The sequence below is a fragment of the Gilliamella sp. ESL0232 genome, from assembly GCF_013346885.1.
Taxonomy (GTDB): domain Bacteria; phylum Pseudomonadota; class Gammaproteobacteria; order Enterobacterales; family Orbaceae; genus Gilliamella; species Gilliamella bombi.
Genome location: NZ_JAAEDW010000001.1, coordinates 371,087 through 395,260, shown reverse-complemented (window position 1 = coordinate 395,260; position 24,174 = coordinate 371,087). Strand labels below are relative to the sequence as shown.

Sequence of the window (24,174 nt, the reverse complement as noted above, 5' to 3'; positions counted from 1 at the left end):
TTGATAACAATGTGCTCTTTACCGTCGATGATTTGCGTTGATATTTTGGATTTACTATTAACGACAGATAAAACATTTACACTTTTAAGTGTCATGCTTTACCTCGAGTGAATTTTAGATATAAAAAAACCGCCAGAGGGCGGTTCAGTGAATTAATTACTCATTCCTTATAACAAACAGAGATTCAGCAAAACTCGCTAACATGCGCCTTTCCGTTTTGTCGGCAGCTTGGTCGATAATTTGTTGCAATTGTTCCTCTGCGTCATCAGGAAGTGGCTCGGTGTTAATCAGTTTAGTTGCTTGCTCAACTAATAAATCAAACTTATTCATTTAATGCCCTTATCTAACGATTGGAAAAATTTAAATAGTTCTGCATGTAGTCTTTTTTTAGCTTCTATGCGATTTTCAATATACAACGAAAACGCCTCAGCGACAAATTCTCGTTTGTTACGTTGAGCATACTTGCTAATTGCGTGCGCCCAACCTCGTCCCCACAATTTCTTAATGATATTATCAATTTCTTCCTGGTGTTGATAATGTAATGCGTGTCCCATCTCATGAGCATAAACGCCTCTTGGAGTTGATACCGCTATCCACGGGATGTAATCCATTTCATGAATTATTTTAGCTAATTCTTCGTTATTAGTCTGACCAATCATATTTATAGAGCTTCGTTTATATCCATTTGCTTTACTTTTTAAATCCTCTTCTAACAACGCTTTTTTATCAACGCTATCAGATGTAATAAGCAATGCATTAGCTTTATGTGAATAAGCAGCCAACATCTCTTTTGGAGATTCTGGATATTTATAAATATCACCTGTTATTGTTCCAGCATACCTAAATTGAGGTAAATCAAATCGTTTCTGTATTTCTGATACCAACTGTAAGCAAGGAGCCAACTCTTTGGTATCAATATCCTGTGGTAGGTTTGAGGTTTCAGTAATGTGTTTCCTTGCCCATTCATTAGCATCTTCAACAGAATTTAAACTTTGTTGTTTCGGTCTGTTTTGCTCACGCCAGTCATCAGATTCTTTTAATAATCTATCAATACTAGCTTGATTATATGGCTCACCTTTTTCATTAAGCAGTACCGTTACTTGAGCGCAATAACAATTAAATCGGTTGCCATTCTCTTCATACCAATCTGCCACTTGCTCAACAGTATAAACCTTACCGTGCCTATCGACATGTGTTGACCTAGAATTAGGCTTTAAAGCAGACATATGTAACAAGCCTGTTTTTAACCCTAACTCCTCTTGTGTGCGTTTAGTTTCATCCCACGTTGCTTGACGAAGTGCACCTACTTGTTCAGTTTGCGCTATGGCTTTAGCTCTGCTATATGAAACATCAATACGCTTACTGATAATATCGGCCGTTTCTCGTGGATTAATCCCTCGGGCTACAGCGCTACTTAAAACCGTACCTAAATCACTCTTTAGATTATCTGCAAGCCCTTTCCAGTCGTTGAATGTTGCTGTATATGCAAGCCCAATTCGACGAATGTAAGCATCACTAAATAACAGTGATTCCAATGATGTAGCTTGTGAATAAAGTGGTGATTGAGTGGATAGATTATGAAAAGTGCGATTAGTCCCCATTTGATACATATCAGCAACAAACTTACCTGCCCAAAACTTCTCAATACCGCCATCAATTAAGTTTTCATCAACAATTTCTTGAATGCGAGTTAACACCCTAGCAAGTTGATTGCCGTCAACAGTGTAATTAACACTAGCATTAACGACATAGAGTGTATTATCAACGAATATCGCTGTTTTAATCGGCTCTTTAGCATAGTAGCCTAAGCTTAATTCGATATGCTCAATAATTGATTGTTTGATTGTTTTGTAGCGTTTTTGTATTTCGCTACGCATTTGGAGAATTTGTTTGTTGGTGAGTGTAGGGTTGTTTTTACTTTTCGGTAGTATCGGATTCTTTGGAATCGGCTTTATTATCTTCGGTCTTTTCAATATCGATATCCTCTAAATCAGGATCGGGCTCATAACCACCAGCTTCTCGTATTTCATTTGGTGTAAACACAGGAATACCCATCGATTGCTGCGCTTTAACATTAACATCTGACATCTTGAGCATAAGCTCAATTCGTTCAGCTTGACTTGGCGCTAATAAGTCGGACCATTTAAGTGTGAGCGTGCCGTTAACTAGTGGCTGAATAACTTTTAGCGTAATAAGCTGATTAACAAACTCTTTGATTAATGTGCTCAAAAAACCATTACGTCGAGACATTCCTCGTTTTGCGTAATCTGTCTTATCTTCATCTGATGCTAACCGCCCCGTTTGTTGGCCAAAAATAATGGTAAATGGTATTCTGACCGATGCTGCAAAACTATTGGCGGATACTGACCATCCTGAACTCGGATCGGCAGGAGCAACAGATAAAATATTCGCTGTCGCACCTGCTGTAATTAGCGCGCTGTCTGTACCTGAGTTTAACAATGCGATTTGTCGGTTTAATGCATCAGCAGGCTTTTCAAAGCCTCGCTTTCTTAACTCTCGCTCCAGTTCTTCCATGTCTGTATCAGCGTCATAATTCAGATGAACTTGCCTACTAGCATTCTTTAGGAAGCCCTCTGCGCTACCGCCTGAGTATTTCATCATATCGATTAAATCGTTATAACCAACTTCAAGCTGTGATTCGCCATCATCCATTGAATTAATCACAGATGTCTCATTTAGAATGATTACGCGATCAGGATGTATCCTGCGAGAGATATTGGGCTTACCTGACTTGTCACCTACCGCTATTTCATTAAACTGGTACATTGTGACTTGGCCATAGTTTTCGTCGGCTACGTCATTATTCCATTCGCAAGCCGTTAACTGAGCTTCCCAAGCAGGGATTAGCTTAACAATGGCATCTTTTGGTTCAAGTCGGTTCAATACGACCGTATCAACTGGTTCTTCCCATTTTCTGCTATCTCGTAATTGAATAATGAGTCCTGAATATCTACCCACAATTCCACGCTTATCCGCTTCGGTGATAGCTGACCACAATTTATCGTTAAATAAATCAGTAACTATTTGCTCCCAAGTTGTTAGCTTTGAGTCTTGTTCTCGAATATCGCCATCTATAAATTTAGGGTAATCTAGCCAACAAATATCACTCAATCGCTCAACAAAGCCACGGGCTGCGCTGTTTCGCTTATATAGTTTATAGAAATCTGAGAAAGTGAGATTTTCTGGATAACCAAACTCGCGATCGATAAATGCCCTTTTAGTGTTATTAACCAATCCTTGTGATGCATACGCTAACCGTTGTCTACTTATATCCTGATTGCTATTAATTGCTGTTTGGGCAGTATTTAATAACTGTTCATCTGTTAAATTCGAATAACCCATTGTTACCTCATAAATAATCCTGCTGAACGTTTATGTTTAATATAACCATCTAGGCTATATCTGACCGCATCCCAACAATGATTGTTTTTATCTTCAATGATGGGCAACACTTCACTTGTTACCCTATCAGTTTTATAACTATATAACCGCGCTTCTGTTGCAGTATGTTTACAACGAGGATGAATAATAATTCTCTTAAATCCTCGCAGATATGCGATACCATCCTCCACGCTACCCTGCCATTTTTTTGCGGCTGAAATGTTAAAACCCTTGCGCTTGATATGGCTAATTGTTTCAGGTCTTGAGCAGTCACCTTTAATCGTCCATTTTCTCGATTCTGGTACTGAATCATAAAAAGTTGGCATTTCGTCAAGCTCGATATTAACGCCGTACGCTTCGTATTCGATATACAGACAATCATTAAGAATAAATGAGCGGATTAATGTATTCGGGTCATTAGCAAAGCCGAAGTCAGCGCCAAATAGTAAACGGTCTGCTTGTTTGTGCAGGTTGTCGTCAAATTCTTCAACAACATATCGACCACTTAACACCTGTTTATCTGAGTTTTCGAGATAAGCACCCTCCCACACCCAAGCATATGATGCGTAATCAAGTCTGGCCAAGTCGTTTAATCGCTCTTGCTCTAAAACGTCTGGGAAAAATGGGTTATCGTTATAATTCATCTCAACGATAATAGCGTTATCTGGCGGGGTTTGTCTGAATCTTACATCAGTCGGACTTCCCTCGGTTTCAGGGTTCCATGTTACCCATATTTCGGAGTTAGTCTCACGAACTGTTGGAGTGAGTTTTCGCCACGCTATTTCGGATACGTTTTCCGCTTCATCAGCCCAACACAGCAATATTCGCGCTTTTGATTTAATGCTGTCGAGATTATGACGTAAGCCACAAAACACATAGCTAACTAATCCGTTTTTGGTCCTGATATAGTTTTGCCCGATATCATAATAATCAGCTAACCAATCAACCGAGCGAATAGCCTGCTTTACTTCTTCCATAGAAGAATCAGCTAACGAATTCATAAACTCACGAGCGCACAGTATTACACCGCTTACTCCTGCTTCTGCAAATTGATAACCCTTGATCGCTGTCATCAATGCAAATGAACGAGTTTTAGCACTACCTCGACCGCCGTACGCTCCCCGATATCTGACATTTTCGGCTACAAACACAGATATCAATTTTTTAGGTAACTGTATTTGTGCTGTTGTCATAATATTTACTCTTTTGGTGTGACTAACTCTATTCGTGTTGGTTTTGGTGACATACTGCCATCGGATGACTGATGATCGATTTCTTGTTTTTCGCTATAGCCATGATTAGATAGCATCAGCTTTGTAATAGTTGGATTGAATGAGCTAGTTAGCCCACCATTTATTAGTTTATTCTCTTGTAGTGTTTTAATTGCTTCTAGCGTGTCGGAAAACTCTTTGTTTTGTTTTGCGTATTCATACATTGATGACTTGTGCTTACCGAGATAACAAGCTAAGCCTGCAACACTTGGCACTACATCCCCAAATGTTTCATAGCCCCCAAGTAAGTATTCTTTAGCCTTGATTAAACATTCGGCTAGTTCACTTGGGCGACCCATTTTTTTCTTTTCGCCCTTTTTCATAATCTTTCCTTTTATGCAGCCAGAATAAATTTAATCTGACCTTTTGTATTAAATATTGTTGAGCATCGAGCCTCAAAATCTTTGTAATCAATACAACCTTTTGCGATGGTTGTTATTGCTATTAACTGGTCTTCTACTGCTTTTAGTGCATCTGGTTTTAAGAATTGATGGATTTTTTCGCCTTTCTTAGTGCGCTCTTTGATGCTTTGATAAACCTTTTTAGGTAGCACGACACCATAAACCCATTTTTGCGTTATCAGCCCAAATAATGATGGACAACCGCCAATATGATTATTGAATGGCAAGTTAGTCATTTTTGATAATGCCTGATAAAAAGGTTGTTGGAATCGCTTTTCCCATGTTTGCGGTTGACTATAAGTTAGTATTGCTAATACTTGCTCATCTGTATAAGTAACAACTTGAGAACGAATAAGCCTATCAATTTGCTCATCACACCATATCTCAAAGTCAACAGATAACCAACGTGCAAATCTAACCGCCAACTTTGGATGAATCCAAGTACCACCACCACGGTCCTTTCTGGCTCGGCTCGTTTTTACATACGGGATTTTCTGGTATGTAGATTCTAACGCATTGATATAATTAACTGTATCAGGAAGAATTAGCCAGTCATTTGGACGTTTACCAAATCTTGATGCCGCTTCTGTTGCGTTAATCCATCCATCATCATTGAAACCAACTTGATGACCCTTAAAATCGAATTTAATAATATTCATATTATGTCCTTTATAGAATGAGCCTAAGTCACACAGAATAAACAGCCCCAAGAGTTCAGACATTAGCTGTCATTCTCTCAGGCTCATTCTGTAAAGCTCTTGGTTAATATTTGCCGTGTGATGGCATTATGATTGATTGAAAATTGAATTGGGTTTGTGGTGTTTCAAACATTTCAGGCATAAAAAAACCGCAGTTACGCGGTTATTGGGGTATTCAAAAGTTACTCAAAATGGTGAAATATAGCATCAAATACTATTTCACTATCTATTTTATTGTATTTCTTATTGCGCTTATTACACTCTTCTTTATTCATCTTTTGTTTGATTGTTAAAGACTTCTTAATCCTATCTAATTTATATTTATTATTTTCACAAAATGTGTTCACAACTTTCACAGTTGCTCCTTTACTCCTTGTCGCTGTTATTATAATGTTACAACCTTTGTTTAATAATTTAGTTATGCAATCTTTAACCCCTTTTCCTCTATCTCCACCAGTAGATATTCCAACTTTCACCCCATCAATATCAACTGTAACTAGTCTATCATTTGCTACAAAAAATTCGCCTTCCACATCGTTTACTTTATACTTTCTTTCTAATTTATCTATTACGTTTTTTAATGTTGTCGTTTTCCCTGTGTTACTACTTCCACACAGTGTGATAACAATTTTGTTTGTAGGTTTCATTATATTCACTAATTTAGCTAATCAAATTATGGTTATTTATTATACTAAACATTATTTATTTTTGTAACCTTAAATTAGATAAATTAAATCTACACCCAAAAACCGGCTAACGCCGGCTTAGAAAAAATAATCTAAGAAAAATAGGATTCTAATGTCAGCACTTCACAAATAAATGAAGTAGAAAAAATAATATTTATAAGAACTGAATTTATAAATATAGATAAAATATACCATAACATGTTAAAACTTATTAGTTTATCATTTTTTCTTATAAAGTTTTTATCGCTTAAATAAACAACCGATATAAGTAATACCGCGTATAATATTGTAAACATATAAAATAATTTACTATTTCCTTGCATATGAGCAAAAGCAAGAGGCAACGAGAAAATAGCAGCAAAAGGGATTACTTTAGCCGATATAGTTATCATTTTTTCTAACACAATAAATTCAGAAACATTTTTACATTTCATTTTGTTCTCCTTTTTGTTAAAAAGAAGAAATATCATACTATATTCAGTTAAAAAGTAATCGAAATTTTACATCTACTTTCAATTATAATTTATTTTCACCACTAATCTCTCTTATCGCCCTTTTATCTGCATTACACTGCCTAAGCTCGTTCAATAATTCAGTGTAAAGAACTGGACATTGTCCCCAAGTGATTCGTTTATCAATATGAGGCTCGTTATTTGGCTGTGTTAGTGATGCAGGAATATTGCATTGATAAACGTACTCAGTTTTTACCGCTCCGCATCCGGTCAGACACGTTACTAGGCATAAAATCATTAGCACATTGATTATTTTTAAGTGCATCTTTTATTTGCTCTTGAAGTTGTTTAATTGACATAGCGTCTTGAGCTTTCTCTTGCTCTCGTTGCGTTATAATTTGATTGTTTTTAGCAATATCCTGGTTCAACTGTTCGATTTTCTCAGATAGCTCAGTGTTATCTTTTTTGAGCTACTTTTTTTCTTGATAATTGTTGTAACCGAAATAGACAGCAAAGACAAAAACAGCAATGGTTAATGCGATACTTAATATCTTTTCTTTACTCATACCAAACCACTTAAATAAACCGTTTTACCGCCCTGCTTAACTGCTGTTAACACTATTTGACGATTGTTAGTTGGGCTAAATCCAATATGGACCCATTGGTTGTGCTCTTGAATTAATTTATCGAACTGTACACCGGAATCAATTAATCGTTGGCAAATCTCTTTAGGCGTACCGAATGACGATTTAAAATCAACAGCCAAGCCTTTCGTATGAGCGCTTGTTGCTACACCGCCAACTTTAGCATTTAGTGCAGGACAGCGGTATCCAGATGTAATAATAATTGGACTACCTAAAGCCTTTCTTACTAGCTCAAGATGAGTAGCTGTTAATTGCACGTTAGGCATTAAATCGGCAGGCATAAAGTTATCAATTTTTAATCTGCTGGCTGTCGTTGAGCGCGTAAATTCTTCTAGTGTGAAATATTCAGTTAGCTTGGTCATCGTTGTTATCAATCCTTTTTCTTAACATTGAATTTGATATTTGACGTAATTTATCAACCCCTAAAAATCCAATTGCACCACCAATAAAAGGATTCATGCTAACGGGTAAGCCAAAATAATCTAATCCATTGCTAGCGGCTAATGACAACGCACCGCACAATAACGCTTCTACCCATTTACGACGTCCACCCACACCATCATACGTTAAACGACCGTAGGCGATGATAATGGACAAAACGACGCCATAAATTAACGGCGCATTCGATTGCAACCATTCCATGATTGATGATTTATACATGTTATTATTCTTCTTGTTAGTTAATGATGTGACAGCGTACTAGCTAAATGTTAGTTATGTGTGTGTCTAGCTTTGCTGTCGATTCTGTAGAAGGCCCCAAACGTATCTATAAATCAATTGTTAGATTGACTTATAGAAAGTGGCGTAGGGGTAAATTTGGACATAAAAAAACCGCAATTAAGCGGCTTCATTCAATAATTTTATTCGGCAATAAATCTATAAAAAATTAAAATTTTTAGATAAATAGTGTTGACCTTTATTATAGGTTAACCTATAATAATAACCATCAAGTGAGGGACTTGATAAGGTAAACCCCCGACCTAAGACGAGGGCTTAAGGAGAAGTAAAATGAAGTTCAAAATATTCATTTTAATTCTGCTACTTTTGATTAGCTCCCCAGCATTCTAAAGTAGTTCAAAGGAGAGGGAAACCTCTCCGATGACCTTAAATATATCAATTGACACTTAATAAATCAAGGTGATTTTATGGCAAAATCAATGACAGAAATTCAAGCAAAAAGTGACCAAAAACGAGGTGTTAAAGTAAAAGGCTTCAAACTACACGTTGATGATATCGCATTAATTGAACAGGCAAGTAAAAGCTTAGATGTACCACAAGCTCAACTTATTGTTGATGCTGTTAAATTCTATCTTGATAACAAAAAAGCCTCTTAATTGAGGCTTATATGTAACTATTTACACTGTTGAGTAATGAATTTATTATCATTACCCTGAATTTTTTCTATCAGTTTGTTACGCTCACATTCCCATTTTTCAGGCGGAAACATTTTATCCCACGCTGTCATCAGCTTTTCTTCTTGATTAGATAAATTAATTTTGTATTTATCAGACATATATAGATATGTGCGCGCTATCATCCCGCGAATTTCATCGCGCGGCTGAAATTTTCTTTCTTTGAAATCTACAGCAGTTTTACACTGCCCATACTGATTAAATTTGTCCGTAAACTGCGAATAACGATAGTTAGAACGGTCTCCATTTACTTCGCCAATAGCGGGTTGTAGATTGTGCATATCCCCCTCCATCAAGTTGAACGTAACATCTTTTTTACACGCTTTACGCCCACCGTCTCGCCAACATTGTAGATGACGTCCGAAATTCTCAGCGGCAAACGACGCCCATCCATCAGGCGAAATATTATGAGCATGAAATCTCAGCACTTCATCAAGACCAAATTTTGTGCCATCCACCTCTATTAGTTGTATAAGCTGATTACCCTCAAGGGTTTGTAAATCTTGTGTTATTGGCATGGTTTTCTCCAGACATAAAAAAAGCCCGCAATAGCGAGCTTTAGGTTTGATTTTATTTTGTATATCTACATTAGATTTTCCATACTCAGTTAACAACAATCAGCATGTTTTTGTGAGGAAAACTGCATTTGCAAACCTAATGCTTGAACAATTTTAAAGATTGTATTAAAAGTGGGGTTCCCCTCACCTGATAACGCTTTATAAATACCCTCACGACTTATACCTGTATCACGTGAAAGCTGACTGATGTTTTTAGCTCTAGCTATATCACCAAGTGCAATAAATAAAAATTTAGGGTCTCCTTCTTCTATTGCGGCATTTAAATATTCTTGCATTTCTTCATCAGTATTTAAAAAATCAACCACATCAAAAGTTTTTAGTTTTGTAGTCATAATTAACCCCATTTATTTGCTAATTCTTTAGCAATTTTAATATCTGTTTGTTGTGTATCCTTGTCACCGCCACACAATAAAATAACAATTTCATTATTGGGTTAACAAAATAAACCCTATACCCTTTTCCACAGTGAATACGCATTTCTGATACACCGCTGCCTACAGGCTTAACATCACCAAAATTACCTTCTTGCATGCGACGAATTCGAACTTTAATTTTAGCTGCTGCAGTTTTATCTTTAAGCGACTTCAACCATTTTTCCATTTGCTGTGTATAACTTACAGTAATCATGCTTTATTCCTGTTTTAATTTAAAACTATTATATCTTACACTGTTAGAATGTCAACTGTGGTTATCAATTATAATTATTTATATTTATATTTTTACTAAAACTTATATAATGCTTATATTGAGGTTAATCATAAAAATAATAATGAATAAAACAATCGATGTTGAAACAGGTGTACCAAACGAAGTTGTTAATATGGTTTTTGATAATAACTATTCTCCTGCACAAGCATGGCGTGAGTATTTAAAATTATATCAAGTTGAAGTTGCGAATAAAATAGGTATTAGCCAATCAGCTTATTCTCAATATGAAAAAAGCCAAAAGCTAAGAAAAGCAACACGGATTAAAATTGCCGAAGCACTACAAATCGAGCCTGAACTGTTAGATTTTTAATAAAAACCCGCCGAAGCGGGTTAGGATCTAATAATATTTAAATCAAAAATTAGGGGCTGTTGATCTTTGCTGTACATAAATTACTCAACAATACATTGGCAGCCACATTAACATAAATGCCAGTGATACCATACTGGCATAATTCCTTTCTAACTTATCGTATCTAGTTGATATTGAACGATATTGCTTGATTCTAGCAAAGGCATTCTCGACTAAATGACGATAGCGATAAAGGCACCTATCCATACTGCTTTTATCTATATCCTTACCATAATTACGTTTAGCAATCACCGTTCGTCCGCCTTTTTGACGAACAAAGCACCGAAAAGGCTCGCTGTCATAACCTTTATCGGCTATCACTGTATTGACTTCATCGAGCTTTTCAACTAGGTTTTCTGCATAAGTGATATCATGTCGTTGTCCTTCAGAAAGCTCAAAACAAATAGGCAAACCACCACTATCAACCGCAAGATGAATTTTAGTTGAATTACCACCACAGCTCTGACCTATTTGCTCACAATGCTCCGTTGCAGCGCCTATACTATGTTGATGAGCCCTGATAATCAAGCCATCTAGGAACACCCATTCAAAATCCGCTAGTTGTGATAAGCGTTTGAAAATATCAACTAATATTCCTTTTTTAGACCACAAATTAAATCGTCTATAGACGGTGCTCCATTCACCAAACTCTTCTGGCAAATCTCGTCAAGGAATACCGGTTCTCATTCGGAAAAGGCTCCCTTCAAACGTCATCCGATGCTCGGATTTATTATAAACTCGGCCGGTATTTTTCATTATTTGTAGTAGCTTTTCCCACCGTTTATCTGTTAGCATTGTTCTTGGCATGATGAATAATGAGGTAAAATGGAATGGCAACACATTTTCAAACAAAAAAATTAAGGGGCAAGTGTTTTTTAAATTCAACGGGAGGCAAGTAGCCTAACGAAGAATGTAATCGTTTATGATTATACCAATAGGCATAAGCCGAAAAAGCGCGTTGTAACTCAGCCGTTGAGTTGAAACGTTGGCCTTTTACAAATTCCGTTTTAATTGTTTTAAATGTCGCTTCCGCTACCGCATTGTCATATGGACACCCTTTCTTGCTTAATGAATGCGTGATATTAAATGTCTTAAAACAATCCGCTAATAACCGATTATCAAACTCTTTACCGCGGTCTGAATGAAATAAATCTAATTTTGATAATGGTTGTTTAATTTGGCTTAATGCCGACATAACAAGCTCTGCTGTTTTATGTTGACCAACATGGTAACCGACAATTTGCCTATCGGATAAGTTCACTAAAACACATAAATAGTTCCAACGTTGCTTAACTTGAATATAGGTTAAATCCGCAACAACAATTTGTTTTTTATCACCTACATCAAATTGTCGTTGCAGGTGATTTTCTGTGGCGGTTTCATTCACTTCCGTATTGTGAGATTGATAACGTTTAACGGTGTATTTTGATACCAGCAATAAGGCTTTCATCACCCGAGCAATGTAACGGCGTGACACCCAAATATTCTCTTTGTGTAAATCAAAACGAATTCGTCTTGTACCATAAGACTGATAGCTCTGATTAAATAGCGTCACGATTTTATCGGCATAAAGCCCTACTGATTTTTGTCTATTCAATTTACACTGATAATAAGCGTAATGTATTGATAATCCTAAATATTGACATAGTTTTGTTATGCTATAACGATGTCGATTTGCTTTTAGGATAGCGATTTTCGTCCTATTATCAGTGCTGCTTGCTTTAAAATATCGTTTTCCATACGCAGCTGTTTAAGCTCTTTACGCAATGCGATTAACTCTTGTTCTTGTGGACTGCGATTATCTTTTGTTTTAAATGAGCCGCTTTGGCTTGCTTGCGTTATCCAACGGTCCAAAGCTGATGGTGTCAAATCATATTCTGCAACGATTTCACTACGTGATTTACCATGTCGATAAAGACTGACCATTTGCTGTTTAAAATCATCTGTGAATGTTCGTCTTTTGTGTTTAATCTTATTCATATTTGTTCCTTTTTTAGTTGTGATAAGTTTACCTTACCCCTTAAAAAAGTTGTATGAATTAGTGTAGCCGATCCAACCAATAGGCATAAACGATTACATTCTTCGTTAGGCTACTTGCCTCCCGTTGAATTTAAAAAACACTTACCCCTTAATTTTTTTGTTTGAAAATGTGTTGCCATTCCAAAGCATGGTTAGCAACAAAGTCCACTCAAGAACTTATTGAAGAGCTAAGGCAGAATTCTGCCTTTGGTCAAGAAATAATCACTATCACAAAAGGCGGTATTTCTTCTGGTACATTCGCCCATGAACTTTTGGCCATTTCTTATGCCGGTTGGATCAGTCCAAAATTTCAGTTGACGGTTAACCAAGTATTTTTGGATTACAAAAAAGGAGAGCTTACACCTACGCCGAAAATTGATAACTCAGGATTACCGGAGTTAAGAAAAGCAAGAGCGATAAAAGAAGTTTATAACGTTGCTGAAAAATTATGTGGCCACTTATCTAATTTGAGTTCGCCATCAAAACAAGCTATCTATGCTAAGTTAATTAATCCAATCGCAGGTTCTGTTGTCCCCTATCCTATTCTAGATGGTCAAACTTATTCAGCAAAAGAAGTCGGCGCACAACTGGGAATATCAGGTCACAAGGTGGGACTAATTGCTAATAAGTACAATTTGAAGACAGCGGAAAATGGCATCTTTGTGCTAGATAAAGCTGAACATTCAGATAAGCAAGTCACTAACTTTCGTTACAACGAAAATGGAATAAAAGCCATTAAATCACATATGGAGGTATAACCCATGTATAACCCAGTTAATTATTTATTATCAACATCTGCCTCTAAAGAAGAATTAAGAGAAGTGCTTAGTATCGCAAATGACGGTATCGGCGCTATTGCTGACACGCTTCGTTGTGCCGATTTAACTACTGTGGATGATGAAACCATGAATCAATTCGGTTGTTACTGATATTAAAAGGTGTTATAGAAAATGCTTTTATAAAAATGGAGGAATCATCCAATGAATAATCTTATGTTTACTGTTCACACTTGTTTTGAAAAGTTTGTTGTTAAAAATAAACTAGATTTTTCATTGGTTCGAGACCCAAGCATCAAAGCATTAAACAACTATGTTGAAAACGATACGGCACAAATCTTTGATGTGTTTGCGCAAGGATTCCGTTCTGCTATTGAGTATCAATTAACACAAGGTAAAAGCAACTAATGGAAAAATACAAAATAACAAACTTGATGCGTACATATTAAATAGGAGGCATAAAGATGAGCTTAACTAAAATGATTATTAACAGTGAATTAAATGAAGTTGCGGCAAATGCGGTAAGACAGCAATTTATAGTGTTAGCAAAAAAGCATAACCCAAATGCAGATTTTTCAGTTACAAGCGATTCTAATTTACTTAATAACTTTTCTAATGAAGATATACGTAATCAATTCAGCTCATTTATAGCTGGTGCGCTTTTAAATCAGTCAGCTTTAGCTGCTAACGCATTCGGCATTATTGCAGATGAGGTGCATGCCGCGCTTGATAGCTGGGATGAAGAAAGGCTTGGGATGGCTAACGAAATGCTCTTTTTTATTAATGATCTTTATATTAAGTATTTCGGTGTTGGATTTATGAAGATTGTTGAAAAGAAACCATCAGAGTTAAACAAATAAACAATATCCCCCATTGGGGGATAATTCTAATGAATTAACGCCAAATTTGGTGAAAATATTAAATTTAGATAAAAAATTATGTATTACACAACAAAAGAAGCTGCGAGTTATTTAAAAGAACATCCAACTAATGTAAGAGCTAAAGCATCAAAAGGAATTATCAAGGGATACAAACGTAGCGGTAAAAAAGGACACTGGTTTTTTGAGAAAGAAGATCTTGATAATTACATAAAAAGAAATCAAAATGACACCTCGCAAGAGGTGCTGCGACATAATGAGTTTGAGGAGTTAAAAAAATGTCAAAGCAACCAATTAAATTATACAAACAGGGCGAAATCTGGCACTACGCGTACAGCTCACCGAATGGTACCGGAAGAGTACGCAAAAGCTCTGGGACTAGCGATCAGCAAAAAGCATTAGAGCTAGCTGCTCGAGAATATGATACAATCTGGCGAGTGGCAAAATTGGGTGAACGACCAGAATATACTTGAATAGAAGCTGTTGTTGTCTGGTTAAACGAGAAACCAGAAAGAAAGGAAAATAAAAATTACGATCTAATTTGGTTGGATAAATATTTAGCTAATAAATATATTTCAGAAATTGATCGCAATTTAATAAATTTTATCAAAAAAGAAAAACAGGAAACAGGCGTAAAAAACAGAACTGTTAACGGTGTACTGCAACAGATTAGAGGCGTACTTAATTGCGCATATGAGAATGATATCCTTGATAAAGTACCCGCTATAAAAATGTTACCAGAACCACCACCAAGACAAGTTATGCTAACACCGAATCAGGAAAAAAGGCTTGTTGATGAATTACCTGCTCATTTAATACCTATTGTTCTTTTTGCACTAGCAACAGGTTTAAGAATGAGTAATATCACAGGTCTTTTGTGGGAAAATGTTGATATTAAAAATCGTCATGCATGGGTTAACATCGGTAGTGGGAAAGTAAAGACCAAAGGTATTGGTATTCCATTAAACAGCGTTGCATTGTATGTTTTAGAAAATTTGCAAGGCAAACACCCAACCAATGTTTTTACTTACAAAGGTAATCCAATAAAGCGTGCTAATTCAAAAGTATGGAGAAACGCTCGTAAAAGAGCTGGTCTATCCCATCTTAGATTTCACGATTTAAGGCATGTTTGGGCAAGCAGACACTCCATGAATGGCACTCATCCACACGCACTACAAGATTTAGGAGCGTGGAGTAAAGCTGATACAGTTAGAAGATATGCCCACTTATCTTCTAGGCATTTTCTAGTAGCTTCGGAAAATGCGTTATCAGAAAGTGCCACAAATTTGACACAAAGAGTATTGCAATAAAAAAAGCACTTTCGTGGAGTGCTTTAATCGATTGATATTCTTAATGAATTGGCGGAACGGACGGGGCTCGAACCCGCGACCCCCTGCGTGACAGGCAGGTATTCTAACCAACTGAACTACCGCTCCGCTTTATTTGATAGCTTTAACGTCGAAACGTTAAAGTAGGCGTGATATTAAAGATTATTTTTATTCTCGTCAATAAAATTTTTAAAATATACGATCAATTGAATACAAAACAATCATTAATTTATATTCCACAATGCTCCCCCACTTTTTTTGTCAATTTTTTTTAAAATAATCTCATGTTCAGAAAGTTCATGTCCTGTGGCTCTGATTACTTTCAAAGGCACACCATTACGTTCTACTCTTTTAATTGAATTAGATTCTGATAAAGATGAGTTATTATCTTCAGAACTAAAAGACAATGTCGTTTGCCCACCTGTCATAGCTAAATAGACTTCAGCTAAAATCTCAGCATCTAATAATGCACCATGCAATGTTCGGTGGGAATTATCTATCTGATAACGTTCACATAACACATCTAAATTATTACGTTTACCTGGAAACAAACGCCTTGCCATAGCCAAGGTATCAGTAATAATACAATGATCAGCTGTTTTAAAATCCAGACCACAAAGACGAAATTCATAATCCATAAAACCTACGTCAAATGATGCATTATGGATAATTAACTCGGCACCATCTATAAATTTAATAAAATCGTGAGCAACATTTTTAAATATAGGTTTATCTTTAACAAAATCATCACTGATTCCATGCACTTTAAATGCATCTTCATCAATTAAGCGTTCGGGGTTTATGTAAACATGAAAATGGTTACCAGTTAAACGTCGATTAATAATTTCAACAGCGCCAATTTCAATAATCTTATGTCCTTCATAATGATTATTACCTTCTTGGTTCATACCTGTCGTTTCAGTATCTAATACAATTTGTCGTGTAGAATTATGGATCACTTTCTTCTCTTTTATATCAATCGTTGGGAAAAACTTTTATTTAGTGGTATAGTCTAGCACCAAAATTCCTTAAAGTTGATACATTCAAAAATTAATATAGTTCTTAATTTACTTAAGTCACAGAATTACAGTAAATAAATTAATAAAAAATTTAAATAGTCATAAATGAAATTAAAAAGATGTTAAAAAAAATTGAAATATATACTGATGGCTCTTGCCTAGGTAACCCCGGTCCTGGTGGTTATGCTGCAATTTTAAAATATAAAACAAACGAAAAAATATTATCAGAAGGTTTTTTTAAAACTACGAATAATCGTATGGAATTATTAGCTGCAATTGTTGCTTTAGAGCAATTAAAGCAGCCTTGTCAAATTGAATTATATTCTGATAGTCAATATTTGCGAAATGGAATTATTAATTGGATACATGGTTGGAAAAAAAATGGTTGGAAGACCGCCAACAAAAAACCAGTAAAAAATGTTGATTTATGGAAAAGGCTTGATCAAGTAGTACAAACTCACAAAATTGAATGGATTTGGGTAAAAGGTCATGCTGGGCATATTGAAAACGAGCGTTGTGACATTATAGCTAAAACACAAGCTCAATCCCCTACACTACAAGATACTATATTTGAACAATGCATAAATGGTTAATGTATTAATTAAATATTTTTATTCAATTTTAAAAAGTTTATTTGCTTTTAACGACATAATTTATAATTAATGGTAAAAAATTAAAATGTATAAACTACATAGCATTGCATCCTTAAAGGATAATTATATTTGGATTCTAACCAATGCCAGTAACCAAGACATAATTATCGATCCTGGGGAAGCCGAACCTGTTATTAATTATATTAATAAGCATAAATTAATACCCCTTGGAATTTTACTTACTCATCACCATATTGATCACACTGGAGGAGTAAACGAATTAAAAGCTCAATATCAAGATATTGATGTTTACGGTCCAAGTGAAATCAATTTACCAATTAATTATCTTATCAAACAAGATAAAGTATGTATTGGTGATTTTAGTTTTGAAGTTATAGAAGTACCAGGGCACACTCTTGGTCATTTGGCATATTATTGCAGGCCCTATTTATTTTCCGGAGATACTTTATTTTCAGCCGGTTGTGGAAGGATTTTTGAAGGGACTCATGAACAAATGTTAAATTCTTTAAAACAATTAAAACAACTGCCTAATGATACTTTAATCTGTGCAGGTCATGAATATACTTTATCAAATTTAGCATTTGCGTCCCAAATGCTGCCCGATGACAAAAATATCGAAAGCTATTTAGATTCGATTTCTAATAAATTAATAACATTACCGTCTAATTTATCTGACGAAAAAAAAATTAATTTATTTTTACGATGTTATGAAACTAAATTACAAAATAAGTTCAAAATTAATAATGAATTAGAATTGTTTGTTTTTTTTAGAAGCCAAAAAGATATTTTTTAGGTATAATGCTAATCTTAATTTAGGTAAAATTTACGGACTAATGAAAAAGTTATTAATATTTACAGCGTTATGTTTGTTTTTAATCGCATGTCAGCATCATGGACCACGATATAATCCTGTTGTTAGAATAAAGTATTCAAAAAACACAGCTAATAATACAAATAGTTCCAGTAATTATGTATCTATCACTCAAAATCCATGGCAATATATGCTGAATCAGATTGAGGCTAATGTTCCAGAAAATAGTCGCGTTAGCGCGGAAAGAGAACGATTATTACGTAATCCTAAAGGTTTTGAAGCCGTTGCGTTACGTTCAGAGCCTTATGTTTATTACATTATTAATCAGCTTCATAAAAATAACTTACCTGCTGAGCTAGCTTTAATTCCTCTTATTGAAAGCGCTTATGACCCACTTGCTACATCCTCTGCTCAAGCTGCAGGATTATGGCAATTTGTTCCTATTACAGCTAAAGAGTATGGACTACAGCGAAGTAGTTCGTTTGATGCTCGTCGAGATCTAATTGCATCGACTAATTCAGCTATTTCACTTTTACAAAATTTAAATAAGCGTTTTGATGGTGATTGGCTATTAACCTTGGCTGCTTATAATGCAGGTGAAGGTAGAGTAAGAAAAGCCATTGAGAGAAATCAGGCTAAAGGTTTACCAATTAATTATTGGTCGCTAGACTTACCAACAGAAACTATGCACTATGTGCCTAAAATTTTAGCAATTATTGATATTGTTAAGAATAATAAACGATATGGAATTAAATTACCTGATTGTAATTATGAAAATTCACTCGTTAGAATTGATATATCAAAAAATATTTCTCTTGCTAAAATTGCTAAATACTCAGAACTATCACTTGATGAGTTAGCTACTTATAATGCTGGATATGTGCAACAAACAGTAAATGGCCCTTTCCATTTGCTTGTTCCTTATGCTCATGCTAAAAGTTTATTCAAAAAGCTACAAGCAGAAAACCTTGTTGTGAATGAAATTACAGAACTTTTACAAGATACTCCTCGTTCTAATATGGCGTTTGAATTTAGAACAAGTTTTATTCAAAGTAACAGTATAGTAAGTAAGGATAGTTTTTCCAAAAATGTAAAAAAGATTGTTTATCTTGTTAAAGCAGGAGATAGCCTCTACTCTATAGCTCAAAATTATCGTGTGAAAATTACCGATATCTTGCAATGGAATAATCTAAAGAATTCTAGAGTTCAAGAAGGTGATATGTTGACAATTAATCTTGTCAACGCAAATCCAATCTAAAATTTACTAATAAAGGATTATGATCTGATGCGGTTGTGCTAATAATTTCAGCCGCATTAAGTTGTAATCCTCGATAAAAAATAAAATCAAGTGGTCTGCCCATAAATCTCTTTCGAACATCTACTGAAAAATTAACCGGCTTAAGTTCAATTGAACGGACAAAATGATACAACAAATTTAATCGTTGCCGACTCCATGCATTAAAATCACCGGCCAAAATCACTGGACCAGTATGCTCTTTTATATGATTTAATAGCATGTGTATTTGCTGGCGATAAACTTTTACGCCAATACTAAAATTTACAGCATGAATATTAGCAACTAATAACTGTTGTTTGGAATTGCTAATAGGATAAATAGTAATTAAAGCAGATTTAGGGACACGGATTAATGGTTCTTTTTCTCTAAAAGAAAAAAGTGAGGTTGGCAAAGTGTCTGAAATTGTCATGACTCCAGCATAAATATCGTTAAAACAATATGCTGGAACATGATCCGCAATTTTATTGTGTTGTGAAATAAAATTTAGTAATGGCGATGTTGTTTGAGCTTCTTGTAACAAAATAAGTTTAGTCTTATCAACATAGTTTTTGAGTATATCAATGCAATCAGCCCTTTTTAGTTTAAAAATATTCCAAACTAAAATAGAAAACGATGTTTGATCAATTAATGGCGTATTAACTACTATTGATTGATTAGGTAAAACCAACTCAACTTTGTTATCTGCCTGATAACGTAAAGTATAACAGCGCTTTTTAAACATTTTTGGCGTTCAATTTTTCCAAATATTCATCAAAAGATAAAGTATCTCCTTGCTCTTTCTTTATCTGTTTCTCAATAGATAAATGTCGTTGTTGTACAAAATCACCTTCAGTTAATAATGCTAAAGGTTCTACCATAAGTTGTTTTTTATATTGATTTGCTAAAGCTAAACCAAATTCTGCTGTACCTAAATCACTTATTGCTTGCAATGTTCTTGCTGATAAAGTTAATTCAGGTTGATCAAACATTAAATCTAGACGTTCACAAACATTACGATAACGCTGCATATCATCTTGATGATCTAAAACATCAGCAACACGTAACAAATCTTTAAATAATTCGTGACCAACTTTAGATAATGGCTCTCGATTACTTTCACAGCCAATACCAATCTCAAGTCCTGGTTTTCGCCCTTCTATTATGACTCTATTCCAATTCAATTTAGCACATTCAAGTTCTTTACTACTCATCTCTGGGGCTGGTGCTAGTGCACACCAAATTAAAAATAGATCTATAAAACGTATTTGATCTTCAGTGATTCCTATTGGCGAAAATGGATTAACATCTAATGCTCTTACTTCAATATACTCAATACCACCACGCAAAAGTGCATCCGATGGAGATTCCCCTGCCATTGGTACTCGTTTAGGTCGAATAGGTGCGTAAAACTCATTTTCAATCTGTAATACATTATCATTTAATTGGCGATAATGCCCATCCGCTTTAATTCCCAACTTAGCAAAATCTACAGACTTTGTGCGCGTTGCACGTTTTAGTCCCTCAACATATGTATTTAAATGGTTAAAAGTAATACCAAGCTGTTTTTGAGCATTATTGGTGTATCCAATATCACTTAATCTTAAAGAAGTTGCATAAGGCAAATAGCAGTTGCCATTTGTTTGTTCAATAAAGGCTTGTGCTTTAACTGGATCTTGAATAAATGAAGAACACATTGATGGCGATGCACCAAATAAATAAGGAATAACCCAACCAAAACGATAATAATTTCGTATTAAGGTAAAATAACCTTCAGAAATTACAGCTTTGCCTTCTTCGGTATTTTTAACCCCTTCTCTTGCTTGCCAAAATGCAGTTGGTAGTGAAAAATTATAGTGAACACCTGAAATGGTCTGCATCATTGCACCATAGCGGTTTTTCAATCCTTCACGATAAATTGTTTTAAAGCGACCTTCATTAGAAGTACCATATTGAGCAAGAATAATATCTTTTTCGTTTGCAACAAAACAAGGCATACTTAAAGGCCACATCATTTCATCACCAATATTTACGCTAGCATAACGATGCAAATCGCGCAAAAACGTCAACATATAATCAATATTAGTATTAACTGGCGTGATAAATTCTAACATTGATTCGGCAAAATCAGTTGTTATCCAAGGGTGGGTTAACGCAGCACCAATTTTTGAAGGAAATGGCGTTTTTGACAATGATCCATCAGGCAAAATACGTAAAGTTTCTCGTTCAATACCACGTTGAATACCTTGTAAAATGGTGTAGTGTTTTTCTAACCAACTAAGTGCTTTTGAGACATCAGGAATCATATTTTGCGCTTCCTTAAAATGTAGTTATTTAATATTTATATTAACATAATTTAAAATTATGCGATGGGCTAATTTATGACAACACTTGGAATAAATTAGTATTATACGCCGTAACATAGCAATCCTAAAAACTATAATTTACTATTTTTATTACAAAAAATTCGATCTTAAATACATGGCAACTTAAAAAAATAACAGCTATTTCATGGATAGGAAATAGCACATATAATATTTATCATAAATCTATTTTATTTATAATCGTTGCAATAAAACTAATACTTCCATATGTGAAGTATGCGGAAACATGTCAAATAATTTTACTTTTTGGATTTGATAATTTGGCAGTAACATTAAATCATCAACTAATGAAAATAAGTTACAACTTGAATACATAATATAATTAGGTGCCATTTGTTTCAAATACTGCATAAGTACTTTACCTGCCCCTCGTCTTGGGGGATTTAGTAAAACTAAATCCGGTACATTTTTTTGAGCTGTAGCGTATTGTGTTGCGTCAAATGCTTTAAAGTTTAATTGTTTAAAACCTAATTTTTTTGCTGATTTAGTTGCACACTCAATTGCGTCTGAATTAATTTCAATACCTGTAAGGCTAATATTTTTCTCAGCAACAAGGTTAGCACAACTTAACCCAAAACCACCTACCCCACAAAACATATCCCAAATAGAATGAATAGGTAAATCTGTGATCCAGTCACTTGCTGTTTTATAAAGGCTGCTGGCAACATATGGATTTGTTTGAAAAAAGCTTTTAGGTTTAATAAAAAGAGGAGTGTTATTTAAAGTTATCGGAAGAAATGAATTATCAGTTAAGACTATTTCTTCTTCACCTTCTAAAATAGCCGCATGATTTGGTTGAATATTTATCGAGATTACGTCTAAGTTTTGAATTTTGTCTTGTAATTGTTTAATAGAATTATTTATTTTAGCAACAAACTTGTGTGATTTTAAAACAAATCGCAACATAAAGTTGCTCGTACTCTCAATTTTACTTTCAGTAATTATAACAAATTTCAACTCCCCTTTACGCTTATTAATATTATAAGGAATAAGCCCTTGTTTACGAATGAAAGTTCGAACAAGTTTTAAGATATTTTGCATACTGTTTGAGTAAAGAGGACAATCGCATAAATCGACGGCCTCATTCCCCGTTTGTATACCTAAAACGGGCTTTTCGACACTACCTAACACTGCCATCTTTGCTTTATTACGAAAAGCGGTTTCATGACTAGCAAAAGGTTCTTCAACCTTGTTTGGTTTAAATTGGATTAATTGTTGTAATAACTTATTTTGTTTTTCTGCCAGTTGTACATGATAAGGATGTTCAATCCATTGACAAGATAAACACTTTTTTTGTTGGTAAAAGCGACATTGCATTGCGATTAAAGCCTTTTTTATAATGGGTATAATTATATACAGAATATCGAACGAATATAACAATAGTTTTGAATTTTATACTAAAACATATATTTTCCTGAAACTTTTTTACAAAAAAATTATAGGAATATAAGAAAAAGGTATAATTAATTCTCTGGTATAATTTGACGAAATAGTGCTGTATGATAGGATATTGTCATTAATATTAAAGGAAAAAATTAATGTCTATAAAGTTAAAAACCCCTGCTGAAATTGAAAAAATGCGTATAGCAGGCAAACTCGCTGCTGAAGTTTTAGAAATGATAGAGCCTTATGTTAAACCAGGTATTACTACAGGTGAACTAGACAAGATCTGTTATGAACATATCGTCAATGTCCAAAAGGCTATTCCGGCTAATATTGGTTATCATGGTTATCAACACACCAGTTGTATTTCAATTAATGATGTGGTTTGTCATGGTATTCCAAGTTTTGACAAAAAGTTAAAAGATGGCGATATTCTAAATATTGATGTGACAGTTATTAAAGATGGCTATCATGGCGATACATCCAGAATGTACATAGCAGGTAAACCGACAATTGTTGGTGAAAAACTGTGTCAAGTAGCGCAAGAAAGTCTATATGCAGCAATTAGAATTATAAAACCAGGTATCCGTCTAAAAGAAATTGGTAAAACCATTCAAAAACATGTTGATAAATTTGGATTTTCATCTGTTAGAGAATACTGTGGTCATGGTATTGGTGAAGTCTATCATGACGAACCTCAAGTTTTACATTATGATGCTGATGACGGCGGTGTAATTTTAAAACCAGGAATGACCTTTACCATTGAACCAATGATAAATACGGGTGATTGGCGTACTCGTACCATGAAAGATGGCTGGACAGTTAAAACCAAAGATCATGGACTTTCCGCTCAATATGAACATACTATTTTAGTTACTGATAATGGAGTTGAAGTCTTAACATTGCGTAGTAATGAAAACTTCCCTCGAATTATTGAACACTAAATAAAAACGATTCAACAATAGCTTATTGTTGAATCGTTTAACTTTATAAGTCTCTATCAATAATTTTTATATTCGAATTTTTTTGTGCTAATTTTTTATTTAGTTCATCGATTTTACTTCTATGTATATCTTTTTTTAGAGAAC

31 protein-coding genes, 1 tRNA gene and 3 pseudogenes are annotated in these 24,174 nt (G+C 34.7%); 13 read left to right on the top strand and 22 right to left on the bottom strand.

Annotated features, from left to right (window positions below):
• Nucleotides 1-156: 156 nt before the first annotated feature.
• From GYW75_RS01825 to GYW75_RS01775, 11 genes are all read right to left on the bottom strand, one after another.
• On the bottom strand, nucleotides 157-330 hold the full coding sequence (locus tag GYW75_RS01825; RefSeq protein WP_174798208.1) for a hypothetical protein: 174 nt from the start codon (nucleotides 328-330) through the stop codon (nucleotides 157-159).
• Nucleotides 327-1,973 carry a phage minor head protein gene (locus tag GYW75_RS01820; protein ID WP_174798207.1) on the bottom strand — a complete coding sequence of 549 codons (1,647 nt, stop codon included), beginning with the start codon at nucleotides 1,971-1,973 and terminating at the stop codon, nucleotides 327-329. Before GYW75_RS01820 ends, GYW75_RS01825 begins: the two co-directional genes overlap by 4 nt.
• A complete protein-coding gene (locus GYW75_RS01815) occupies nucleotides 1,915-3,363 on the bottom strand; it encodes an anti-CBASS protein Acb1 family protein (RefSeq protein WP_174798206.1) in 1,449 nt (482 codons plus the stop codon). Before GYW75_RS01815 ends, GYW75_RS01820 begins: the two co-directional genes overlap by 59 nt.
• 2 nt (nucleotides 3,364-3,365) lie before the next feature.
• Nucleotides 3,366-4,595 carry a PBSX family phage terminase large subunit gene (locus GYW75_RS01810; protein ID WP_174798205.1) on the bottom strand — a complete coding sequence of 410 codons (1,230 nt, stop codon included), beginning with the start codon at nucleotides 4,593-4,595 and terminating at the stop codon, nucleotides 3,366-3,368.
• A gap of 5 nt (nucleotides 4,596-4,600) precedes the next feature.
• Entirely contained in the window at nucleotides 4,601-4,996 is a 396-nt protein-coding gene (locus tag GYW75_RS01805) for a DNA-packaging protein (protein ID WP_174798204.1), read from the bottom strand.
• An 11-nt stretch (nucleotides 4,997-5,007) separates the two neighbouring features.
• On the bottom strand, nucleotides 5,008-5,733 hold the full coding sequence (locus tag GYW75_RS01800; RefSeq protein WP_174798203.1) for a KilA-N domain-containing protein: 726 nt from the start codon (nucleotides 5,731-5,733) through the stop codon (nucleotides 5,008-5,010).
• A gap of 221 nt (nucleotides 5,734-5,954) precedes the next feature.
• Nucleotides 5,955-6,419, bottom strand: a complete 465-nt coding sequence (locus tag GYW75_RS01795) for a hypothetical protein (RefSeq protein WP_174798202.1) — start codon at nucleotides 6,417-6,419, stop codon at nucleotides 5,955-5,957.
• Between the two features lie 131 nt (nucleotides 6,420-6,550).
• Complete coding sequence (locus GYW75_RS01790) at nucleotides 6,551-6,892, bottom strand: hypothetical protein (RefSeq protein WP_174798201.1); 342 nt, start codon at nucleotides 6,890-6,892, stop codon at nucleotides 6,551-6,553.
• A gap of 82 nt (nucleotides 6,893-6,974) precedes the next feature.
• Nucleotides 6,975-7,235 (bottom strand): Rz1-like lysis system protein LysC, encoded by a 261-nt coding sequence (lysC, locus tag GYW75_RS01785; protein ID WP_174798200.1) that lies wholly within the window; start codon nucleotides 7,233-7,235, stop codon nucleotides 6,975-6,977.
• Nucleotides 7,236-7,472: 237 nt separating this feature from the next.
• Nucleotides 7,473-7,916 carry a D-Ala-D-Ala carboxypeptidase family metallohydrolase gene (locus GYW75_RS01780; RefSeq protein ID WP_174798199.1) on the bottom strand — a complete coding sequence of 148 codons (444 nt, stop codon included), beginning with the start codon at nucleotides 7,914-7,916 and terminating at the stop codon, nucleotides 7,473-7,475.
• Nucleotides 7,900-8,214: a phage holin, lambda family gene (locus GYW75_RS01775; RefSeq protein WP_174798198.1), complete on the bottom strand. Its 315-nt coding sequence runs from the start codon at nucleotides 8,212-8,214 to the stop codon at nucleotides 7,900-7,902. The genes GYW75_RS01780 and GYW75_RS01775 overlap by 17 nt, the downstream gene beginning before the upstream one ends.
• Nucleotides 8,215-8,699: 485 nt before the next feature.
• Between GYW75_RS01775 and GYW75_RS01770 the strand changes: the two genes are divergently transcribed.
• Nucleotides 8,700-8,888 (top strand): ribbon-helix-helix protein, CopG family, encoded by a 189-nt coding sequence (locus GYW75_RS01770; protein WP_174798197.1) that lies wholly within the window; start codon nucleotides 8,700-8,702, stop codon nucleotides 8,886-8,888.
• 17 nt (nucleotides 8,889-8,905) lie between these two features.
• Here GYW75_RS01770 and GYW75_RS01765 read toward each other — a convergent pair whose 3' ends face one another.
• From GYW75_RS01765 to GYW75_RS01755, 3 genes and pseudogenes are all read right to left on the bottom strand, one after another.
• Complete coding sequence (locus GYW75_RS01765; protein ID WP_174798196.1) at nucleotides 8,906-9,484, bottom strand: endonuclease; 579 nt, start codon at nucleotides 9,482-9,484, stop codon at nucleotides 8,906-8,908.
• Nucleotides 9,485-9,573: 89 nt separating this feature from the next.
• Complete coding sequence (locus GYW75_RS01760) at nucleotides 9,574-9,876, bottom strand: addiction module antidote protein (protein ID WP_065561131.1); 303 nt, start codon at nucleotides 9,874-9,876, stop codon at nucleotides 9,574-9,576.
• A 2-nt stretch (nucleotides 9,877-9,878) separates the two neighbouring features.
• A pseudogene (locus GYW75_RS01755) lies at nucleotides 9,879-10,171 on the bottom strand (type II toxin-antitoxin system RelE/ParE family toxin).
• Nucleotides 10,172-10,313: 142 nt separating this feature from the next.
• Here GYW75_RS01755 and GYW75_RS01750 point away from each other — a divergent pair.
• Nucleotides 10,314-10,562 carry a helix-turn-helix domain-containing protein gene (locus GYW75_RS01750; protein WP_202983895.1) on the top strand — a complete coding sequence of 83 codons (249 nt, stop codon included), beginning with the start codon at nucleotides 10,314-10,316 and terminating at the stop codon, nucleotides 10,560-10,562.
• Nucleotides 10,563-10,646: 84 nt separating this feature from the next.
• Here the strand turns inward: GYW75_RS01750 and GYW75_RS01745 are convergent.
• The 3 genes and pseudogenes from GYW75_RS01745 to GYW75_RS01735 all read right to left on the bottom strand — a co-directional run bounded on the left by GYW75_RS01745 (nucleotide 10,647) and on the right by GYW75_RS01735 (nucleotide 12,581).
• A pseudogene (locus tag GYW75_RS01745) lies at nucleotides 10,647-11,408 on the bottom strand (IS5 family transposase).
• Nucleotides 11,409-11,445: 37 nt separating this feature from the next.
• Nucleotides 11,446-12,258: an IS3 family transposase gene (locus GYW75_RS01740; RefSeq protein WP_342366957.1), complete on the bottom strand. Its 813-nt coding sequence runs from the start codon at nucleotides 12,256-12,258 to the stop codon at nucleotides 11,446-11,448.
• A gap of 23 nt (nucleotides 12,259-12,281) precedes the next feature.
• A complete protein-coding gene (locus GYW75_RS01735) occupies nucleotides 12,282-12,581 on the bottom strand; it encodes a transposase (protein ID WP_174798194.1) in 300 nt (99 codons plus the stop codon).
• A 167-nt stretch (nucleotides 12,582-12,748) separates the two neighbouring features.
• Here GYW75_RS01735 and GYW75_RS01730 point away from each other — a divergent pair, with 167 nt between their 5' ends.
• The 7 genes and pseudogenes from GYW75_RS01730 (at nucleotide 12,749) to GYW75_RS01705 (ending at nucleotide 15,584) form a co-directional block, all read left to right on the top strand.
• Entirely contained in the window at nucleotides 12,749-13,378 is a 630-nt protein-coding gene (locus tag GYW75_RS01730) for a KilA-N domain-containing protein (protein WP_174798193.1), read from the top strand.
• A 3-nt stretch (nucleotides 13,379-13,381) separates the two neighbouring features.
• Nucleotides 13,382-13,549 (top strand): hypothetical protein, encoded by a 168-nt coding sequence (locus GYW75_RS01725; protein ID WP_174798192.1) that lies wholly within the window; start codon nucleotides 13,382-13,384, stop codon nucleotides 13,547-13,549.
• A gap of 51 nt (nucleotides 13,550-13,600) precedes the next feature.
• A complete protein-coding gene (locus tag GYW75_RS01720) occupies nucleotides 13,601-13,804 on the top strand; it encodes a hypothetical protein (RefSeq protein ID WP_174798191.1) in 204 nt (67 codons plus the stop codon).
• A 56-nt stretch (nucleotides 13,805-13,860) separates the two neighbouring features.
• On the top strand, nucleotides 13,861-14,256 hold the full coding sequence (locus GYW75_RS01715; RefSeq protein WP_174798190.1) for a hypothetical protein: 396 nt from the start codon (nucleotides 13,861-13,863) through the stop codon (nucleotides 14,254-14,256).
• A 78-nt stretch (nucleotides 14,257-14,334) separates the two neighbouring features.
• A pseudogene (locus GYW75_RS12660) lies at nucleotides 14,335-14,484 on the top strand (helix-turn-helix domain-containing protein); the annotation flags it as partial.
• A 68-nt stretch (nucleotides 14,485-14,552) separates the two neighbouring features.
• Nucleotides 14,553-14,747 carry a hypothetical protein gene (locus GYW75_RS12420; protein WP_238786375.1) on the top strand — a complete coding sequence of 65 codons (195 nt, stop codon included), beginning with the start codon at nucleotides 14,553-14,555 and terminating at the stop codon, nucleotides 14,745-14,747.
• Between the two features lie 72 nt (nucleotides 14,748-14,819).
• Nucleotides 14,820-15,584: a tyrosine-type recombinase/integrase gene (locus tag GYW75_RS01705; protein WP_174798188.1), complete on the top strand. Its 765-nt coding sequence runs from the start codon at nucleotides 14,820-14,822 to the stop codon at nucleotides 15,582-15,584.
• Nucleotides 15,585-15,633: 49 nt separating this feature from the next.
• Here the strand turns inward: GYW75_RS01705 and GYW75_RS01700 are convergent.
• Together GYW75_RS01700 and dnaQ are read right to left on the bottom strand one after the other, a co-directional pair.
• Nucleotides 15,634-15,710: transfer RNA gene (locus tag GYW75_RS01700), tRNA-Asp, on the bottom strand.
• Between the two features lie 116 nt (nucleotides 15,711-15,826).
• On the bottom strand, nucleotides 15,827-16,561 hold the full coding sequence (gene dnaQ, locus GYW75_RS01695; protein ID WP_244178508.1) for a DNA polymerase III subunit epsilon: 735 nt from the start codon (nucleotides 16,559-16,561) through the stop codon (nucleotides 15,827-15,829).
• 179 nt (nucleotides 16,562-16,740) lie between these two features.
• Between dnaQ and rnhA the strand changes: the two genes are divergently transcribed.
• The 3 genes from rnhA (at nucleotide 16,741) to GYW75_RS01680 (ending at nucleotide 19,304) form a co-directional block, all read left to right on the top strand.
• A complete protein-coding gene (rnhA, locus tag GYW75_RS01690; protein WP_065589823.1) occupies nucleotides 16,741-17,214 on the top strand; it encodes a ribonuclease HI in 474 nt (157 codons plus the stop codon).
• An 85-nt stretch (nucleotides 17,215-17,299) separates the two neighbouring features.
• On the top strand, nucleotides 17,300-18,028 hold the full coding sequence (gloB, locus tag GYW75_RS01685; RefSeq protein ID WP_174798187.1) for a hydroxyacylglutathione hydrolase: 729 nt from the start codon (nucleotides 17,300-17,302) through the stop codon (nucleotides 18,026-18,028).
• 40 nt (nucleotides 18,029-18,068) lie between these two features.
• A complete protein-coding gene (locus tag GYW75_RS01680; protein WP_065639678.1) occupies nucleotides 18,069-19,304 on the top strand; it encodes a transglycosylase SLT domain-containing protein in 1,236 nt (411 codons plus the stop codon).
• Here GYW75_RS01680 and GYW75_RS01675 read toward each other — a convergent pair.
• From GYW75_RS01675 to rlmC, 3 genes are all read right to left on the bottom strand, one after another.
• Nucleotides 19,285-20,064, bottom strand: coding sequence for an endonuclease/exonuclease/phosphatase family protein (locus tag GYW75_RS01675; protein ID WP_174798186.1), 780 nt, complete (start codon nucleotides 20,062-20,064; stop codon nucleotides 19,285-19,287). The two genes, GYW75_RS01680 and GYW75_RS01675, sit on opposite strands and share 20 nt — an antisense overlap.
• Nucleotides 20,057-21,625 carry a glutamate--cysteine ligase gene (gene gshA / locus GYW75_RS01670; RefSeq protein ID WP_174798185.1) on the bottom strand — a complete coding sequence of 523 codons (1,569 nt, stop codon included), beginning with the start codon at nucleotides 21,623-21,625 and terminating at the stop codon, nucleotides 20,057-20,059. Before gshA ends, GYW75_RS01675 begins: the two co-directional genes overlap by 8 nt.
• Before the next feature lie 252 nt (nucleotides 21,626-21,877).
• The gene (gene rlmC, locus GYW75_RS01665) at nucleotides 21,878-23,020 is read right to left on the bottom strand and encodes a 23S rRNA (uracil(747)-C(5))-methyltransferase RlmC (protein ID WP_085164076.1); all 1,143 of its coding nucleotides are present in this window, start codon (nucleotides 23,018-23,020) and stop codon (nucleotides 21,878-21,880) included.
• Nucleotides 23,021-23,241: 221 nt separating this feature from the next.
• On the opposite strand from rlmC, the gene map reads away from it, so the two are divergent.
• Nucleotides 23,242-24,030 (top strand): type I methionyl aminopeptidase, encoded by a 789-nt coding sequence (gene map, locus GYW75_RS01660; RefSeq protein ID WP_174798184.1) that lies wholly within the window; start codon nucleotides 23,242-23,244, stop codon nucleotides 24,028-24,030.
• Nucleotides 24,031-24,174: the final 144 nt, after the last annotated feature.

Excerpts from the sequence above, each read along its gene's own strand:
- GYW75_RS01775 (WP_174798198.1), bottom strand. The coding sequence starts at position 8,214 with ATGTATAAATCATCAATCATGGAATGGTTGCAATCGAATGCGCCGTTA.
- gshA (WP_174798185.1), bottom strand. The coding sequence starts at position 21,625 with ATGATTCCTGATGTCTCAAAAGCACTTAGTTGGTTAGAAAAACACTAC.
- rlmC (WP_085164076.1), bottom strand. The coding sequence starts at position 23,020 with ATGCAATGTCGCTTTTACCAACAAAAAAAGTGTTTATCTTGTCAATGG.
- GYW75_RS01750 (WP_202983895.1), top strand. The coding sequence starts at position 10,314 with ATGAATAAAACAATCGATGTTGAAACAGGTGTACCAAACGAAGTTGTT.
- GYW75_RS01805 (WP_174798204.1), bottom strand. The coding sequence starts at position 4,996 with ATGAAAAAGGGCGAAAAGAAAAAAATGGGTCGCCCAAGTGAACTAGCC.
- GYW75_RS01715 (WP_174798190.1), top strand. The coding sequence starts at position 13,861 with ATGAGCTTAACTAAAATGATTATTAACAGTGAATTAAATGAAGTTGCG.
- GYW75_RS01680 (WP_065639678.1), top strand. The coding sequence starts at position 18,069 with ATGAAAAAGTTATTAATATTTACAGCGTTATGTTTGTTTTTAATCGCA.
- gloB (WP_174798187.1), top strand. The coding sequence starts at position 17,300 with ATGTATAAACTACATAGCATTGCATCCTTAAAGGATAATTATATTTGG.
- GYW75_RS01790 (WP_174798201.1), bottom strand. The coding sequence starts at position 6,892 with ATGAAATGTAAAAATGTTTCTGAATTTATTGTGTTAGAAAAAATGATA.
- GYW75_RS01730 (WP_174798193.1), top strand. The coding sequence starts at position 12,749 with ATGTGTTGCCATTCCAAAGCATGGTTAGCAACAAAGTCCACTCAAGAA.
- rnhA (WP_065589823.1), top strand. The coding sequence starts at position 16,741 with ATGTTAAAAAAAATTGAAATATATACTGATGGCTCTTGCCTAGGTAAC.
- GYW75_RS01770 (WP_174798197.1), top strand. The coding sequence starts at position 8,700 with ATGGCAAAATCAATGACAGAAATTCAAGCAAAAAGTGACCAAAAACGA.
- lysC (WP_174798200.1), bottom strand. The coding sequence starts at position 7,235 with ATGCACTTAAAAATAATCAATGTGCTAATGATTTTATGCCTAGTAACG.
- GYW75_RS01760 (WP_065561131.1), bottom strand. The coding sequence starts at position 9,876 with ATGACTACAAAACTAAAAACTTTTGATGTGGTTGATTTTTTAAATACT.
- GYW75_RS01815 (WP_174798206.1), bottom strand. The coding sequence starts at position 3,363 with ATGGGTTATTCGAATTTAACAGATGAACAGTTATTAAATACTGCCCAA.
- GYW75_RS01725 (WP_174798192.1), top strand. The coding sequence starts at position 13,382 with ATGTATAACCCAGTTAATTATTTATTATCAACATCTGCCTCTAAAGAA.
- GYW75_RS01800 (WP_174798203.1), bottom strand. The coding sequence starts at position 5,733 with ATGAATATTATTAAATTCGATTTTAAGGGTCATCAAGTTGGTTTCAAT.
- map (WP_174798184.1), top strand. The coding sequence starts at position 23,242 with ATGTCTATAAAGTTAAAAACCCCTGCTGAAATTGAAAAAATGCGTATA.
- GYW75_RS01720 (WP_174798191.1), top strand. The coding sequence starts at position 13,601 with ATGAATAATCTTATGTTTACTGTTCACACTTGTTTTGAAAAGTTTGTT.
- GYW75_RS01825 (WP_174798208.1), bottom strand. The coding sequence starts at position 330 with ATGAATAAGTTTGATTTATTAGTTGAGCAAGCAACTAAACTGATTAAC.
- GYW75_RS01810 (WP_174798205.1), bottom strand. The coding sequence starts at position 4,595 with ATGACAACAGCACAAATACAGTTACCTAAAAAATTGATATCTGTGTTT.
- GYW75_RS01675 (WP_174798186.1), bottom strand. The coding sequence starts at position 20,064 with ATGTTTAAAAAGCGCTGTTATACTTTACGTTATCAGGCAGATAACAAA.
- GYW75_RS01795 (WP_174798202.1), bottom strand. The coding sequence starts at position 6,419 with ATGAAACCTACAAACAAAATTGTTATCACACTGTGTGGAAGTAGTAAC.
- GYW75_RS01735 (WP_174798194.1), bottom strand. The coding sequence starts at position 12,581 with ATGAATAAGATTAAACACAAAAGACGAACATTCACAGATGATTTTAAA.
- GYW75_RS01765 (WP_174798196.1), bottom strand. The coding sequence starts at position 9,484 with ATGCCAATAACACAAGATTTACAAACCCTTGAGGGTAATCAGCTTATA.
- GYW75_RS12420 (WP_238786375.1), top strand. The coding sequence starts at position 14,553 with ATGTCAAAGCAACCAATTAAATTATACAAACAGGGCGAAATCTGGCAC.
- GYW75_RS01780 (WP_174798199.1), bottom strand. The coding sequence starts at position 7,916 with ATGACCAAGCTAACTGAATATTTCACACTAGAAGAATTTACGCGCTCA.